15 protein-coding genes are annotated in these 13875 nt (G+C 70.6%); 8 read left to right on the forward strand and 7 right to left on the reverse strand.

Features of this window, described 5'->3' with window-relative positions; translation table 11 throughout:
* Positions 1-8: 8 nt before the first annotated feature.
* The gene (locus OG953_RS31840) at positions 9-932 is read right to left on the reverse strand and encodes a rhomboid family intramembrane serine protease (RefSeq protein ID WP_405688670.1); all 924 of its coding nucleotides are present in this window, start codon (positions 930-932) and stop codon (positions 9-11) included.
* 139 nt (positions 933-1071) lie between these two features.
* On the opposite strand from OG953_RS31840, the gene OG953_RS31845 reads away from it, so the two are divergent.
* From OG953_RS31845 to OG953_RS31855, 3 genes are all read left to right on the forward strand, one after another.
* A complete protein-coding gene (locus tag OG953_RS31845) occupies positions 1072-1815 on the forward strand; it encodes a VWA domain-containing protein (RefSeq protein ID WP_405688671.1) in 744 nt (247 codons plus the stop codon).
* Positions 1812-2375 carry a HutD family protein gene (locus tag OG953_RS31850; protein WP_405688672.1) on the forward strand — a complete coding sequence of 188 codons (564 nt, stop codon included), beginning with the start codon at positions 1812-1814 and terminating at the stop codon, positions 2373-2375. Before OG953_RS31845 ends, OG953_RS31850 begins: the two co-directional genes overlap by 4 nt.
* Before the next feature lie 94 nt (positions 2376-2469).
* Positions 2470-2976 (forward strand): pyridoxamine 5'-phosphate oxidase family protein, encoded by a 507-nt coding sequence (locus OG953_RS31855; RefSeq protein ID WP_405688673.1) that lies wholly within the window; start codon positions 2470-2472, stop codon positions 2974-2976.
* On the opposite strand, the gene OG953_RS31860 is transcribed toward OG953_RS31855, so the two are convergent.
* The 3 genes from OG953_RS31860 to OG953_RS31870 are packed head-to-tail and all read right to left on the reverse strand — an operon-like array spanning position 2956 to position 6019.
* Positions 2956-3993, reverse strand: coding sequence for an acyl-CoA dehydrogenase family protein (locus tag OG953_RS31860; protein ID WP_405688674.1), 1038 nt, complete (start codon positions 3991-3993; stop codon positions 2956-2958). The genes OG953_RS31855 and OG953_RS31860 overlap by 21 nt on opposite strands.
* Complete coding sequence (locus OG953_RS31865; RefSeq protein WP_405688676.1) at positions 3993-5138, reverse strand: acyl-CoA dehydrogenase family protein; 1146 nt, start codon at positions 5136-5138, stop codon at positions 3993-3995. The genes OG953_RS31860 and OG953_RS31865 overlap by 1 nt, the downstream gene beginning before the upstream one ends.
* Positions 5138-6019, reverse strand: a complete 882-nt coding sequence (locus tag OG953_RS31870; protein WP_405688677.1) for an enoyl-CoA hydratase — start codon at positions 6017-6019, stop codon at positions 5138-5140. Before OG953_RS31870 ends, OG953_RS31865 begins: the two co-directional genes overlap by 1 nt.
* Positions 6020-6112: 93 nt before the next feature.
* On the opposite strand from OG953_RS31870, the gene OG953_RS31875 reads away from it, so the two are divergent.
* From OG953_RS31875 to OG953_RS31895, 5 genes are all read left to right on the forward strand, one after another.
* The gene (locus OG953_RS31875) at positions 6113-6895 is read left to right on the forward strand and encodes an SDR family oxidoreductase (protein ID WP_405688678.1); all 783 of its coding nucleotides are present in this window, start codon (positions 6113-6115) and stop codon (positions 6893-6895) included.
* A gap of 30 nt (positions 6896-6925) precedes the next feature.
* Complete coding sequence (locus tag OG953_RS31880; protein WP_405688679.1) at positions 6926-7537, forward strand: TetR/AcrR family transcriptional regulator; 612 nt, start codon at positions 6926-6928, stop codon at positions 7535-7537.
* 31 nt (positions 7538-7568) lie between these two features.
* A complete protein-coding gene (locus tag OG953_RS31885) occupies positions 7569-8726 on the forward strand; it encodes an acetyl-CoA C-acetyltransferase (protein WP_405688680.1) in 1158 nt (385 codons plus the stop codon).
* 349 nt (positions 8727-9075) lie between these two features.
* Positions 9076-9279, forward strand: a complete 204-nt coding sequence (locus OG953_RS31890; RefSeq protein ID WP_003969786.1) for a cold-shock protein — start codon at positions 9076-9078, stop codon at positions 9277-9279.
* Between the two features lie 176 nt (positions 9280-9455).
* Entirely contained in the window at positions 9456-11141 is a 1686-nt protein-coding gene (locus OG953_RS31895) for a DEAD/DEAH box helicase (protein ID WP_405688683.1), read from the forward strand.
* 50 nt (positions 11142-11191) lie between these two features.
* On the opposite strand, the gene OG953_RS31900 is transcribed toward OG953_RS31895, so the two are convergent.
* From OG953_RS31900 to OG953_RS31910, 3 genes are read right to left on the reverse strand one after another with little or no spacing between them, the layout of a single operon-like run.
* A complete protein-coding gene (locus OG953_RS31900; protein ID WP_405688684.1) occupies positions 11192-12256 on the reverse strand; it encodes an NAD(P)H-dependent flavin oxidoreductase in 1065 nt (354 codons plus the stop codon).
* Positions 12256-12996, reverse strand: a complete 741-nt coding sequence (locus OG953_RS31905; protein ID WP_405688686.1) for a CoA-transferase subunit beta — start codon at positions 12994-12996, stop codon at positions 12256-12258. The genes OG953_RS31900 and OG953_RS31905 overlap by 1 nt, the downstream gene beginning before the upstream one ends.
* Positions 12993-13865 (reverse strand): CoA transferase subunit A, encoded by an 873-nt coding sequence (locus OG953_RS31910; RefSeq protein WP_405692174.1) that lies wholly within the window; start codon positions 13863-13865, stop codon positions 12993-12995. Before OG953_RS31910 ends, OG953_RS31905 begins: the two co-directional genes overlap by 4 nt.
* Positions 13866-13875 lie beyond the last annotated feature (10 nt).

Here is a 13875-nt window from a genome sequence, read left to right on the forward strand (position 1 = left end):
GCAGCGGTTCATCCCGACAGCGCGGACGTCTTGAGCACCACCAGCAGCACCAGCACGGCGAGCAGCACCACACTCGCGGCGGCCTGGACCGTCGTACGCCGCTCCGCCGGGGCGTACGCGTACGCGACCATGACGATGCCGCCCGTCAGCAGCCCGCCCAAGTGGCCCTGCCACGAGGTGAATCCGGCCGAGATCAGCATCCAGATCAGGAACCCGGCCATGAACCGGTTCACCGCCTGCATATCGCGTCCGAGGCGCCGGTTGATGACGTAGAACGCCGCGCCGAGACCGAAGATCGCACCCGAGGCACCCACCGTGCTGTCGAACGGCGCGATCAGATACACCAGGACCGAACCACCCAGCGCGGACAGCAGATACAGCGCGAGATAGCGGGCCCGGCCCAGCTGTTCCTCGACGACCCGGCCCAGGTTCCACAGCGCGTACATGTTGAAGAGGATGTGCAGCACCCCGAACGGCAGGGAGCCGAAGGACGATCCGTCCGGCGGGAGATGCAGGAAGGCCCCGGTCAGCAGCCGGTACCACTCGCCGTCCACCACGCCGATCACATCGAAGCCGGGGAAGTCCCCGGCCTCGTAGACGTACTGGCCTCCGTCCGGGCCGTTCAGCCCCGCACCGAGCATCGCGAACCGGTCGACGATCCCCGGACGGACCAACTCGCCCAGGTACGCCAGGATGTTCAGGCCCATCAGTACATACGTGACGAGCGGCACCGCGGTCCTCGACACCGCACCGCCGAACACCGTGCGCGCCTGCCGGACCGAACGCTGCCCCTCCTTCACGCACTCCACGCAGTGGTGACCGACGGCGGCCTCACGCATGCAGTCGGGGCAGATGAACCGCTCGCAGCGGGTGCAGCTCACATACGTCTCGTAGGACGGATGGCGGTAGCAGGTGGTGATCGCGGCCTCCACGGCACGGCTCCTTAACGGGTGGGCGGACACGAGCGGCCGGTGGGGACGGCGGCGATCAAGATAGCGAACACCGCCGCCCCGGGCATATCCGGGTGCCTTACGCTCAAGGTTCTGACACGTCGAGGATCGGGGAATCCGCATGGCCGGCTCGTCCGCCGCAGCAGGTCCGGCCATCAGCCTCCGCAAGATCGAGGAGACCGCACCCGCGCTGGTCAGCCTCTACAAGAGCGCCTCCGTCCCGCTGACGAAGCACGGCATGGGCGGGGAGCGCGCAGCGGTATATCTGGTGCTCGACTACTCCGGCTCCATGAAGGAGTACTACAGGGACGGCAGCGTCCAGGCCTTGGCGGATCAGGTGCTGGGTCTTTCGGCACATCTGGACGACGACGGCCGCGTACCGGTCGTCTTCTTCTCCACCGATGTCGACGCCGTCACCGACATTGCCCTGGACAACCACCGCGGCCGGATCGACGCGATCGTGGCGGGCCTGGGGCACATGGGGAAGACCAGCTACCACCTGGCCATGGACGCCGTCATCGACCACTACATCGACAGCGGCTCCACCGCCCCCGCGCTCGTCGTCTTCCAGACGGACGGCGGCCCGATCAGCAAGCACGCGGCGGAACGCTATGTGTGCAAGGCGGCGAAACTGCCCCTGTTCTGGCAGTTCATCGGCTTCGGCAACAAGCAGAGTACGCAGTTCGACTTCCTGCACAAGCTCGACGAACTGGCCGTACCCGCCAAGCGCCCCCTGGACAACGCCGGCTTCTTCCACGCCGGACTCGACCCGCGCAAGGTCCCGGACGCCGAACTGTACGACCGGCTGGTCGCCGAATTCCCGCGGTGGCTGGCCGCGGCCCGCGCACAGGGGATCGTCAAGTGACGGCCCGGGTGCTGCGGGCGGCCGACCGCACGGCCACGCCCTGGAAGAACGGCGGGGGAGTCACCCGCGAGATCGCGGCGTCCCCCGAGGGCACGCCGCTGGACGCCTTCGACTGGCGGGTCAGCCTTGCCGATGTGTCCCGGGACGGGCCGTTCTCCTCGTTCCCCGGGGTCGACCGCACGCTGACCGTGGTCGAGGGCGCCGGGATGGACCTCGTGGTGGGCGGCGAGCACCACATCGTCGACGAGCAGTACTGGCCGCACGACTTCCCCGGTGACCTGGCGACCGACGGCACACTGCTCGGCGGCCCGGTCGTCAACCTCAATGTGATGTGCCGCAGGGGGCGGACGAGCGCGGCGGTCGCGGTGGTGCGCGGCACCGTCCGGCTGTCGGCGCCCCCGGGCGGGGCGGTGCTCGCCATCGCGCTGGAGGACGGTGCGGTGCTCGACGGCTCGGAGCTCGAACTCGACCGCTACGACGCGCTGTTGACGCGGGACGAATCGGCGGGGGTGCTGCGGACCCACGGGTGGGCGCTGCTGGTCACCCTGTCGGAAGGATGAGACGGGCGGTACGGATGGGCCGAAGGATGGACCGATCGGCGCGGGTCGGGAAATCAGGACAGAAGATGTCGGGTTTCCAGGGTTCCATGAACGCATGACAACGAGTTCCTGGGAAGAATTCCGCTCGGCGGAGCCGGCCTTCGCCGACACCGTCCAGGCCCGCTTCCAGCTGTACAAGCACCATGTCCTGGCGACCCTGCGCAAGGACGGATCGCCACGCGTGACCGGGCTGGAGGTGGACTTTCGCTTCGGTGAAGTGTGGCTCGGCATGATGCCGAACTCGCGCAAGGCGCTGGACCTGCTGCGCGATCCACGGTTCGCGGTGCACGCCAACCCCGGCCCGGACGCCGAGATGGCCGACGGTGACGTCCGGATCTCCGGCCGCGCGGTGGAGGTGACCGACCCCGCCGTGCTGGCCCGCTTCATCGAGGAGGCGAAGCCGCCGGAGCCCTTCCACCTCTTCCGCGTGGAACCGACCGAGGTGGTGCACATCGGGCTCGAAAGCGGCGACACCGTGATCATCCGGACATGGCGCCCCGGTCACCCGCTGCGCACCTTCCGAAGGGGCAACGACGACCGCTCACTGAGCGAAACCACCTGACCCGGGGCGCCGGGCGGCGGGTGCGGCCGGCCCGTCGGCCAGCACCCGCGCCCGGCACACCTTCGGCGTCCCCCACGCGTCCCGCAGCGGTCGCGCCTTCAGCAGCCACAGCGACAGATCCAGCTCCTGCGTGTACCCCACCGCACCGTGCAACTGCAGTGCCGCCCGCGCCGCCGCGTACCCCGCCTCGCCCGCCGTCACCTTGGCCGCCGCCACCGCCGCACCGGCGTCCGGCGCCTGGCCGGCGAGCGCGAGCGCCGCCCCGTACAGCAGCGGGCGGGCGAACTCCAGTCCGATCAGCGTGTCCGCGAGCCGGTGCTTGACCGCCTGGAAGGAGCCGATCGCCGTACCGAACTGGGTGCGCTGCTGCACATACGCGACCGTGGTCCGCAGCAGCTCCTCGCCCGTGCCGAGCGCCTGCGCGGCCGTGGCGAACGCCGCCCACCGAGCGGCCCGCCCCGCGGCCTGCGCCACCCGGGGCCCGGATGCGAGCAGCTCCCCGCCCGGCCCGGGGCGCCACAGCCGCCGTGCCGGGTCGGACGACACGCTGAGCACCCCCGGCCCAGGCGCGAGCCGCAGTTCGTCGCCGGTCACCGTGAACACGGCGTCCACCGCGTCCGCGTCCAGCGCATACGGCCCGTACCCATCCACGCGGAGCGTCGCCGATGCCGCACCGGACGCCAGCCGCGGCAGCCATTCCTTGGCCGCCGCGCCGCCCACACCCCCCAGCAGCACCCCGGCCGCAACCGTCTCCACGACCGGCCCCGGCACCGCGTGCCGCCCCAATTCGGTGAAGGCGACTGCGAGTTCGACCGGCAGCGGTCCGACGCCCTCGTACGTTTCCGGTATCGCCAGGGCGAACACCCCCGTCTGTGCCAGCCGTGCCCACAGGTCCCTGCCCGGTCCGTGGTTCCCGGCGGCCCAGGCGCGTACCACCGTGGGGGTGTCCGAGGCGGTCAGCATCGCGTCCAGCGAGCGGGCGAACTCCCGCTGCTCGTCGTCGAGGAGGAAACGCATCAGCGCCGTCCCTTCGGCAGGCCGAGCAGCCGCTCGGCGATGATGTCGCGCTGGATCTCGTTCGTACCGGCGTAGATGGGGCCCGCGAGGGAGAAGACGTACCCCTCGGCCCACTCGGACTCCGCCACCTCCGCGTCCGGGCCCAGCAGATCGAGCGCCGTCTCGTGCAGAGCGATGTCGTACTCGGACCAGAACACCTTGTTCAGGCTGGACTCCGCGCCGATGTCCGCCCCCGCCGCGAAGCGTGAGGCGTTGGTGCAGGTGAAGAGCTGATACGCGCGCGCCCCGATCACCGCGTCCGCCACCCGGTCCCGCAGCGCCGTGTCGGACGGGTCGCCGTGGGTGCGCCACAGCCCGGCCAGCCGGTCCGCGGCGGCCAGGAAGCGGCCGGGGGAGCGGAGCGTCAGCCCGCGCTCGTTGCCCGTTGCCGACATGGCGATACGCCAGCCCTGTCCGGGCTCCCCGATGATGTCCTCGTCCGGTACGAACACCTCGTCCAGGAACAGCTCGGCGAAGGCGGGCTTGCCGTCGAGCCGCCCGATCGGCCGGACCGAAACCCCGGGCGCCGACAGATCGAACATCAGATACGTCAGCCCATGGTGCGGCTTCGCGGGCTCGGGATCCGTACGGAAGATGCCGAACGCCCGGTCCGCGAACGCGGCCCGCGAGGACCAGGTTTTCTGCCCCGAGAGCAGCCAGCCGCCGTCCGTGCGCACCGCCCGCGAGCGCAGTGACGCCAGGTCCGAGCCCGACTCCGGCTCGGACCAGGCCTGCGCCCAGATCACCTCCCCGCTCGCCATCGACGGCAGGACCCGGGCCCGCTGCTCCTTTGTGGCGTGGTCGAAGAGCGTCGGGGCGAGAAGGCTGATGCCGTTCTGTGAGACCCGGCCGGGGCCGCCCGCCGCGTAGTACTCCTCCTCGAATGTCAGCCACCGGAAGATGTCGACGCCCCGGCCGCCGTACTCGGCCGGCCAGGAGACGACCGACCAGCGGTCCGCGTACAGTCGCGCCTCCCACTCCCGGTGCGCGGCGAAGCCTTCGGCGGTCTCCAGGGACGGCAGCGGCTCGGCGGGTACGTTGGCCCGCAGCCACTGCCGTGCCTCGGCCCGGAAAGCCTCCTCCTCGGCCGTGTACGACAGATCCATCAGGCACCCGCCTTCTTCATCGAGGCGATGTCCATGCCGCCGAGCGGGTCCGCCGCCGTCTCCGCGTTGTGCGCATGGGCGAGATGGTGCAGCCCGAAGGCCGAGTCCATGCCGGTGTGCAGCCCCTGAAGGTCCTCGGCCTGGTTGACCGCACGCTTGGTGAGGGCCAGCCCCAGACGTGGCATCCCGGCGATCCGCAACGCCAATTCATCGGTACGTCCGGCGAGTTCGCCGCGCTCCACCACCTTGTTCACCATGCCGACCTCGTACGCCCGGCGGGCGCTCATCCGGTCGCCGGTGAACAGGAACTCCTTCGCGATCCGGGGCGGCATCACCCAGGGGTGTGCGAAGTACTCGACGCCGGGGATGCCCATCCGCACCACCGGATCGGCGAAGAAGGCGTCTTCGCTCGCCACGATCAGATCGCAGATCCAGGCGAGCATCAGCCCGCCGGCCACACACGCGCCCTGGACGGAGGCGACGACCGGCTTCGGCAGCTCGCGCCAGCGCCTGCACATGCCGAGATAGACCTCCGACTCACGGGCGAAGCGGCTCTCCGCACCGGTCTTGTCGGTGTGGTCCCACCACAGACCGGCCCTGCGCTCGAAGGAGAGATGCGCGTCGCGCCCGGGCGTGCCGATGTCATGGCCCGCCGAGAAGTGCTCACCGGCGCCCGCCAGCACGACCACCTTGACCTCGGAGTCCTCGGCGGCCCGGTAGAACGCGGCGTCCAGGGCGTAGGTCATCGCCGAGTTCTGGGCGTTGCGGTAGCGCGGGCGGTTCAGCGTCACGTACGCGACCGGGCCCCGGCGCTCGTACAGCACGGGATCGGGCTGGAGGTCACCGGCGTCACCGGCAGGTGTGTCGTGGGCATCGAGCATCGGCTCATCCTTCCCTAACAAGTGTTTGGTAGGTTAACGTACGAGCATGAGGACCGTCGAGGATCCGCGGGCCGAGACCGAGGAGGCGCGGGCGTGAGCGCACCGCAGTACGTATCCGGACACGGCCTGCTGGCCGGCCGCAGCGCCGTCGTCACCGCAGCCGCGGGCGCCGGAATCGGCGGCGCCACCGCCCGTAAATTCCTCGAGGAGGGCGCCCGCATCGTCATCGGCGACGCGCACGCCCGCCGGCTGAAGGAGACCGAGCAGGCGCTCGCCGAGGAGTTCGGCGCGGACCATGTCGCGTCACTGCCCTGCGACGTCACCGACGAGACCCAGGTCCAGGCACTCTTCGCGCTCGCCGAACAGACCCACGGCGGCCTCGACATCGTCGTCAATAACGCCGGCCTCGGCGGCACCGCCGAACTCGCCGAGATGACCGACGAACAATGGACCAAGGTCCTCGACGTCACCTTGAACGGCACCTTCCGCTGCACCCGGGCCGCCCTGCGCTCGCTCAAGGCGGCGGGCCGCGGCGGCATCGTCGTCAACAACGCCTCTGTCGTCGGCTGGCGCGCCCAGAGCGGCCAGGCCCACTACGCCGCCGCCAAGGCGGGCGTCATGGCGCTCACCCGGTGCGCCGCGATCGAGGCCGCCGAGTACGGCGTACGCGTCAACGCCGTCGCCCCCAGCCTCGCCATGCACCCGCACCTGGTGAAGGTCACCTCCGCCGAACTCCTCGACGAACTGACCGAGAAGGAGGCATTCGGCCGCTACGCCGAGCCGTGGGAGATCGCCAACGTCATCGTCTTCCTCGCCAGCGGCTACTCCTCCTACATGACGGGAGAGGTCGTCTCCGTCAGCAACCGGCATGCCTGACCGGAGGACGGCCGGGCGGAGAATGGGCGGGTGCCTACCAAGAAGAAGCCCCAGGTGACCCCCTCGCCCGAGCGTCGCCGCGAACTGCTCGCCACCGCCGCCGAGGTGTTCGCCGCGCAGGGATACAACGCCACCACCGTCCGCAAGATCGCGGACGCGGCCGGGATGCTCGCAGGCAGCCTCTACTACCACTTCGATTCCAAGGAATCGATGATCGACGAGATCCTCTCGACCTTCCTCACCGAACTCTGGGACGGGTACGACGCGGTGCTTGCCGCCGGACTCGGACCCAGGGAGACCATCGAGGCCCTCGTCACCGAGTCCTTCCGGGAGATCGACCGGCACCGTGCCGCCGTCGCCATCTACCAGAAGGAGTCCAAGCACCTGGCCGCCCAGCCGCGCTTCCAGTACCTCGTCGACTCCCAGCAGAAGTTCGAGAAGGCGTGGCTCGGCACGCTGGAACGCGGCGTCGCCGACAAGACCTTCCGCGCCGACCTCGACATCCGCCTCACCTACCGCTTCGTCCGCGACACCGTCTGGGTCGCGGCGTCCTGGTACCGGCCGGGCGGACAGCACAGCCCCGAGGAGATCGCCCGCCAGTACCTCTCGATGGTTCTGGACGGCATCGCCCTCGACACCTGACCACACCCGAGCTCACCGAGGAGTAGAAGTCATGGCCGAGGCATACATCGTCGAAGCGGTACGCACTCCGGTCGGCCGGCGCAAGGGAGGACTCGGCTCCGTCCACCCCGCCGACCTCGGCGCCCATGTCATCAAGGCCCTCGTCGAGCGGACCGGAATCGACCCGGCGGCCGTCGAGGACGTGGTCTTCGGCTGCCTCGACACCGTCGGACCGCAGGCCGGTGACATCGCCCGCACCTGCTGGCTGGCGGCCGGACTGCCCGAGGAGGTCCCCGGCGTCACCGTCGACCGACAGTGCGGCTCCTCCCAGCAGGCCGTGCACTTCGCCGCCCAGGGTGTCCTGTCCGGCACCCAGGACCTCGTCGTCGCGGGCGGCACGCAGAACATGACGCAGATCCCGATCGCCTTCGCCTCCCGTCAGGCCGCCGAGCCCCTCGGCCTGACGGACGGCCCGTACGCGGGCAGCGAGGGCTGGCGCGCCCGGTACGGCGACGCACCGGTCAACCAGTTCCACGGCGCCCAGCTGATCGCCGAGAAGTGGGGCATCAGCCGCCAGGACATGGAGGAGTTCGCCCTCCGCTCCCACCGGTGTGCGATCCGCGCCATCGACGAGGGCCGCTTCGCGCGCGAGACCGTCGCCTACGGCGACGTCACCACCGACGAGGGGCCGCGCCGCGACACCACCCTGGAGAAGATGGCGGGCCTCAAGCCGGTCCTGGAGGGCGGCACGATCACCGCCGCCTGCTCCTCGCAGGTCTCCGACGGGGCCGCCGCCATGCTCATCGCCTCCGAGCGCGCCGTGGCCGAGCACGGTCTCACCCCGCGCGCCCGCATCCACCACCTGTCGGTGCGCGGCGAGGACCCGATCCGCATGCTCTCGGCGCCGATCCCGGCCACCGCGCACGCGCTCAAGAAGGGCGGAATGACCATCGACGACATCGACCTGGTCGAGATCAACGAGGCATTCGCCCCGGTCGTCCTGGCCTGGCTGAAAGAAACCGGAGCCGACCCGGACAGGGTCAACGTCAACGGCGGCGCGATCGCCCTGGGCCACCCGCTCGGTGCAACCGGTACAAGATTGATGACGACGCTGCTGCACGAGCTGGAGCGCACCGGCGGCCGCTACGGGCTGCAGACCATGTGCGAGGGCGGCGGCCAGGCGAACGTGACGATCATCGAACGGCTCTGACCCCCGCCCCGGCCCCTGCCCGGCCACTCACCAGGTCACCGAACCGCTCCTACAGGGCTCCGTGAGCAAGTTTCGGCAGGGTTCCGAGCTCGCCCCGGGCCAGTTACCCCAAGGGCCCGGGCAAAAAATCCACCGGCCGGCGGCGCGGCGTGTTCCACCGCCGGTCGGCAGAACGTGCTACGGTTGTCGAGTTGCAGTTTTGGTACCCATGAACTTTATGTGCGCCTGACGGGAATGCTTCCTCAGGCGCATTATTGTTTTCCGGCTTTCTCCGGATGGGGCTCAATGCGGCGACTTGGAATTCGTAAAGTGCGGATTTCCGGCACTGCACCTCTTTTAGGAGAATGACATGGCTACTGGAACCGTGAAGTGGTTCAACTCGGAAAAGGGCTTCGGCTTCATCGAGCAGGACGGCGGCGGCGCCGACGTCTTCGCCCACTACTCCAACATCGCCACCTCGGGCTTCCGTGAGCTCCAGGAGGGCCAGAAGGTCTCCTTCGACGTCACGCAGGGCCAGAAGGGCCCGCAGGCGGAGAACATCGTCCCGGCCTAATTGCCGGACGCGTACCTCGCAGCCGGGGCCCGCACCGTGAAGGTGCGGGTCCCGGCTTGTGCTGTCCCCGGGACATGGCGAAGAAGCGCGCCGTCCCGCAGTGCTCCCCAGCAGTCCCACGCAGTTCCCAGGAATCCCTAGGAATCCTCAGGAATCCCCCAGGAGGGCAATTCCGTATGACCCGCTCCGAACGCCAGGACCGACCCGCCCGCAACCGCCCGTCGAGGGGGCGCGGCACGGCCCCGGCAAAGGCAACCGCTAAGGGTTCCGGCAAGGGATCCGGCAAGGCGTCGCCCCGTCGCAGGGCCACGCCGCCGCAGGGCGAATTCGCCCTGCCCGAAACCATGACCCCCGCACTGCCCGCCGTCGAGGCGTTCGCCGAGCTGGACATGCCCGCAGCCCTGCTGAAAACCCTTGCCGCGCAGGGCGTCACCGAACCGTTCCCGATCCAGGGCGCCACCCTGCCGAACTCGCTCGCCGGCCGGGACATCCTCGGCCGCGGCCGCACCGGCTCCGGCAAGACCCTCGCCTTCGGCCTCGCGCTGCTGGCCCGCACCGGCGGACGGCGCGCCGAGCCGCGCGCCCCGCTCGCACTGGTCCTCGTCCCGACCCGTGAGCTCGCCCAGCAGGTCACCGACGCGCTGACGCCGTACGCGACGTCCGTGAACCTGCGCCTGGCCACCGTCGTCGGCGGCATGTCGATCAGCAAGCAGTCCGGCACGCTGCGCCGCGGCGCGGAGGTGCTCGTCGCCACGCCCGGACGACTGAAGGACCTCATCGAGCGCGGCGACTGCCGCCTCGACCAGGTCGCCATCACCGTCCTCGACGAGGCCGACCAGATGGCGGACATGGGCTTCATGCCGCAGGTCGTCGCACTGCTCAAGCAGGTCGAGCCGGACGGTCAGCGGATGCTCTTCTCCGCGACCCTGGACAAGAACATCGACCGGCTGGTCAAGATGTTCCTGACCGACCCGGTCGTGCACTCGGTCGACCCGTCCGCGGGCGCGGTCACCACCATGGAGCACCATGTGCTGCACGTGGCCGACGAGACCGACAAGAAGGCCGTCGCCACCAGGATCGCCGCCCGTGACGGCCGGGTGATCATGTTCGTGGACACCAAGCGTGCCGCCGACCGCTTCGCCAAGCGGCTGCTCGCCAGCGGTGTACGGGCTGCCGCCCTGCACGGCGGGCGTTCGCAGCCGCAGCGCAACCGGACACTGGACCAGTTCAAGAACGGCCAGGTCACCGCGCTCGTCGCGACGAATGTGGCGGCGCGCGGCATTCATGTCGACGACCTCGATCTGGTCGTGAACGTGGACCCGCCGACCGACCACAAGGACTACCTCCACCGCGGCGGGCGCACGGCGCGCGCCGGGGAGTCCGGCAGCGTCGTCACCCTGGTGCTGCCCGAGGAGAAGCGGGAGATGACCCGGCTGATGGCCGATGCGGGCATCGCTCCGCGGACCACCCGGATCAAGTCCAGCGACGAGGAACTCACCCGGATCACCGGGGCCCGTGAGCCGTCCGGCGTCGCGATCGTCATCGAGGTCCCCCAGCCGACCCCGCCGAAGCCGCGCACGCGGTCGGGCGGGGCCGCGGCCGGTGGCGCGGGCTTCCGCTCGGGCAGCCGCGGCCGGGGCCGGCGCGGTGGTGCCGGGCAGGGCGGCGGCGGTGAAGGCCGGGGTACGGGTTCCTCCGCCCGCGGCGGCGGTGCGGGCGGCTCGGCTCGTGGCGCTGGTGCCGGTGCCGGTGCCGGTGCTGGTGGTGGCCGTGGCGAGGCACGCGGTGCCGGCGCCGGGCGTTCCGGGTCCGGGGCCGGACGCGGTGGTGCGGCGGCGGGGCGTAGCCGCAGGGCCGCGTAGCGGTACGGATGACGTGCGGTGACCGGATTCGTCCGGTCACCGCACCGTCCTCAATCGCCGGACGGGCTCACGGCGCCCGATACCGCGCCGAGCGCCGCGCAGGCCTCCTCCATCACCCGCTCCACCAGCTCCGCACAGCTGGGCAGGTCCTCGATCAGGCCCGCCACCTGGCCCGATGCCATCACGCCCAGATCCGTGCGGCCGTCGACCATGGACGCCTTCAGGAGCATCGGGGTGTTGGCGGCCAGCAGGACCTGGCTCCAGGACAGGTCCTTGCCGTGCTTCATCGCGAGACCGTCGCGCACCATCCGGGACCAGCCGGTCCCGGAGATCCGCTTGAATCCCGCCGCCCGGCGCACCGCCTGGGCCAACGCCCGGATCCGGCCCGCGTTCTCCAGCGCGGCGACCATCTCCGTACGCAGCATCCGGTGCGGGAGCCCGTCCACCGCCGTGGTGACCGTCACGTCCTTGACGCCCGCCGCCAAATAGCGGGCCTTCACCGCGTCCGGCACGGTCGAGTCCGACGTCAGCAGGAACCGCGTACCCATCGCGATGCCCGCCGCCCCGTACGCCAGCGCAGCGACCAGGCCCCGACCGTCATGGAAGCCGCCCGCCGCGATCACCGGGATGTCCACCGCGTCGACAACCTGGGGCAGCAGCACGGTGGTTGCCACATCACCGGTGTGGCCGCCGCCCTCGCCGCCCTGCACGATCACCGCGTCCGCGCCCCACGCCGCGACCTTCTCGGCATGGCGCCGGGCACCTATCGACGGGATCACGACCACGCCCGCGTCCTTCAGCTCGGCGATGAGCCCCTTCGAAGGGGCCAGCGCGAAGGACGCCACCTTCACGCCCTCGTCGACGATGATCCGTACCCGCTCGCGCGCATCACCGGCGTCGGCGCGCAGATTGACGCCGAACGGCTCGTCCGTACGGGACTTGACCTCCCGTACCGCTGCCCGCAGCTGCTCCACGGTCATTGTCGCGGAGGCCAGGATGCCGAGCGCGCCCGCGCGGGCCGTGGCGGAGACCAGGCGGGGGCCCGCGACCCAGCCCATGCCGGTCTGGACCACGGGGTGGCGGACGCCGACAAGATCTGTGAGCGCGGTCCGCATCAGACCCTGACCTCGCGGTTCCGGGTGCCCTTCGGGTCGATGACCTCGCGGATCAGGCCCAGCTCCTCGGCGGTCGGCTCCCGGGTGTACGGGACGTCGTCCGCGATCGTGAGCGCGAAGCCGGTGGCTTCGCGGACCTCGTCGGCGGTGACGCCGGGGTGCAGCGAGGCGAGGCGCATCGAGCGGTCCGGGGTCGCGAAGTCGAGGACGCCGAGATCGGTGACGACGCGCGGGATGCGGTGGTAACGGGTCGCCGACGGGCCGGCCGCCGCGGCGCTGTCGTAACCGACCCCGCAGATCATGTCGACGCGCTCGACGAAGACCCGGGTGGAGTGCTTGGGCACCCAGTAACTGACCGGGTTGTTCAGGGTGTTGACCGGGGCGCCGCGTACGCCGAGGAGCTGGCGGGTGGGCTGTTCCCAGTCGCCGATGCAGGAGATGTTCTGGTTGCCGAACCGGTCGATCTGGCTCGCCCCCATCATCACGTGACGCCTGCCGCCCGTGACCATGGTGAGGTGTTGGCGGTACGGCAGCCAGCCCTCCGTCGTGCCGTCCGGGCCGACGATCAGCGCCTCGCCGTCGGTGAGCAGCAGACCGGGCGAGAAGGTGCGTTTGGCGAGCCGGGCGCCGACGGACGGGACGAGTCCCATCGGGCTGGCGAGCACCTCCCCGTTGTCGCGCCAGGCATCGGCACAGGCGATCACGCAGTACTCGGCCCGGGTCGCGCTCCGGTTGCTCACTTCTGCTCCTCGTGCCAGGTCTGGACGGCCGACTGATAGCTCTTCTCGTCGCCCTGTGCGGGCAGGAAGCGGTCGCTGAAGGCCGCCCAGGCGTCGGGGTCGGCGGCCGCGGTCGCGTACGTCTTCTGGAACGCCTCGTCGCGCGGGTGGTCGGGGACGCAGGAGGTGAAGTGCGCGCCGTTCGGGGTCTCGACGACGCCGGTGACGGAGTGCCGCTTGACGAGGAGGGTCTGCGGGGCCGCCTTCTCGGTCAACTCGGCGGTTTCCACCAGACGTTCGCAGGAGACGTACGCGTTGTCGGCGGCCTCGCAGAACAGGTCGTCGAAGTACGGGTCGGGGCCGAGGTACTGGCCGTTGCCGAACCGGTCGGCGCGGTTCATGTGGACCAGGGCCGCGTCCATCCGCAGGGCGGGCATCGCGACGAACTCCTCGCCGTCCGCGTACGGCGAAGTGACCGTACGCAGGCCCGGGTTGACCCGCATCACATCCGAACCGATACCGGCACGGACGGGGAGGAACGGCAGCCGGTTCGCGGCGGCGTGCAGCCCCCACATGAACATGGCCTCGTCGACCTCCATCAGCTCGAACGCGCCGCGCTGGCGGGCCGCCCTGAAGTGGGGTTCGAGCGCGATCGAGTCGAGCGTGGCGAAGGCCGCGACCAGTTTGCGGATCTTGCCGGCGGCGGCGAGCAGGCCGACGTCGGGGCCGCCGTACGAGACCACGGTGAGATCGGTGATTCCGGAGCGGAGCAGCGCCCGGACCAGTGCCATCGGCTTCCGGCGGGAGCCCCAGCCGCCGATGCCGATCGTCATCCCGCTGCTGAGCCGGGAGACGACGTCCTGCGCTGTCATGGTCTTGTCGGTTCTCATGTCGGTACCG

It is taken from the genome of Streptomyces sp. NBC_00057 (assembly GCF_045041165.1).
Taxonomy (GTDB): Bacteria; Actinomycetota; Actinomycetes; order Streptomycetales; family Streptomycetaceae; genus Streptomyces.

What these genes read in the sequence shown, in the direction of transcription:
- OG953_RS31890 (WP_003969786.1), top strand. Translation starts at nt 9,076, where the DNA reads ATGGCTACTGGAACCGTGAAGTGGTTCAACTCGGAAAAGGGCTTCGGC.
- OG953_RS31855 (WP_405688673.1), top strand. Translation starts at nt 2,470, where the DNA reads ATGACAACGAGTTCCTGGGAAGAATTCCGCTCGGCGGAGCCGGCCTTC.
- OG953_RS31860 (WP_405688674.1), bottom strand. Translation starts at nt 3,993, where the DNA reads ATGCGTTTCCTCCTCGACGACGAGCAGCGGGAGTTCGCCCGCTCGCTG.
- OG953_RS31910 (WP_405692174.1), bottom strand. Translation starts at nt 13,865, where the DNA reads ATGAGAACCGACAAGACCATGACAGCGCAGGACGTCGTCTCCCGGCTC.
- OG953_RS31865 (WP_405688676.1), bottom strand. Translation starts at nt 5,138, where the DNA reads ATGGATCTGTCGTACACGGCCGAGGAGGAGGCTTTCCGGGCCGAGGCA.
- OG953_RS31900 (WP_405688684.1), bottom strand. Translation starts at nt 12,256, where the DNA reads ATGCGGACCGCGCTCACAGATCTTGTCGGCGTCCGCCACCCCGTGGTC.
- OG953_RS31845 (WP_405688671.1), top strand. Translation starts at nt 1,072, where the DNA reads ATGGCCGGCTCGTCCGCCGCAGCAGGTCCGGCCATCAGCCTCCGCAAG.
- OG953_RS31885 (WP_405688680.1), top strand. Translation starts at nt 7,569, where the DNA reads ATGGCCGAGGCATACATCGTCGAAGCGGTACGCACTCCGGTCGGCCGG.
- OG953_RS31870 (WP_405688677.1), bottom strand. Translation starts at nt 6,019, where the DNA reads ATGCTCGATGCCCACGACACACCTGCCGGTGACGCCGGTGACCTCCAG.
- OG953_RS31895 (WP_405688683.1), top strand. Translation starts at nt 9,456, where the DNA reads ATGACCCGCTCCGAACGCCAGGACCGACCCGCCCGCAACCGCCCGTCG.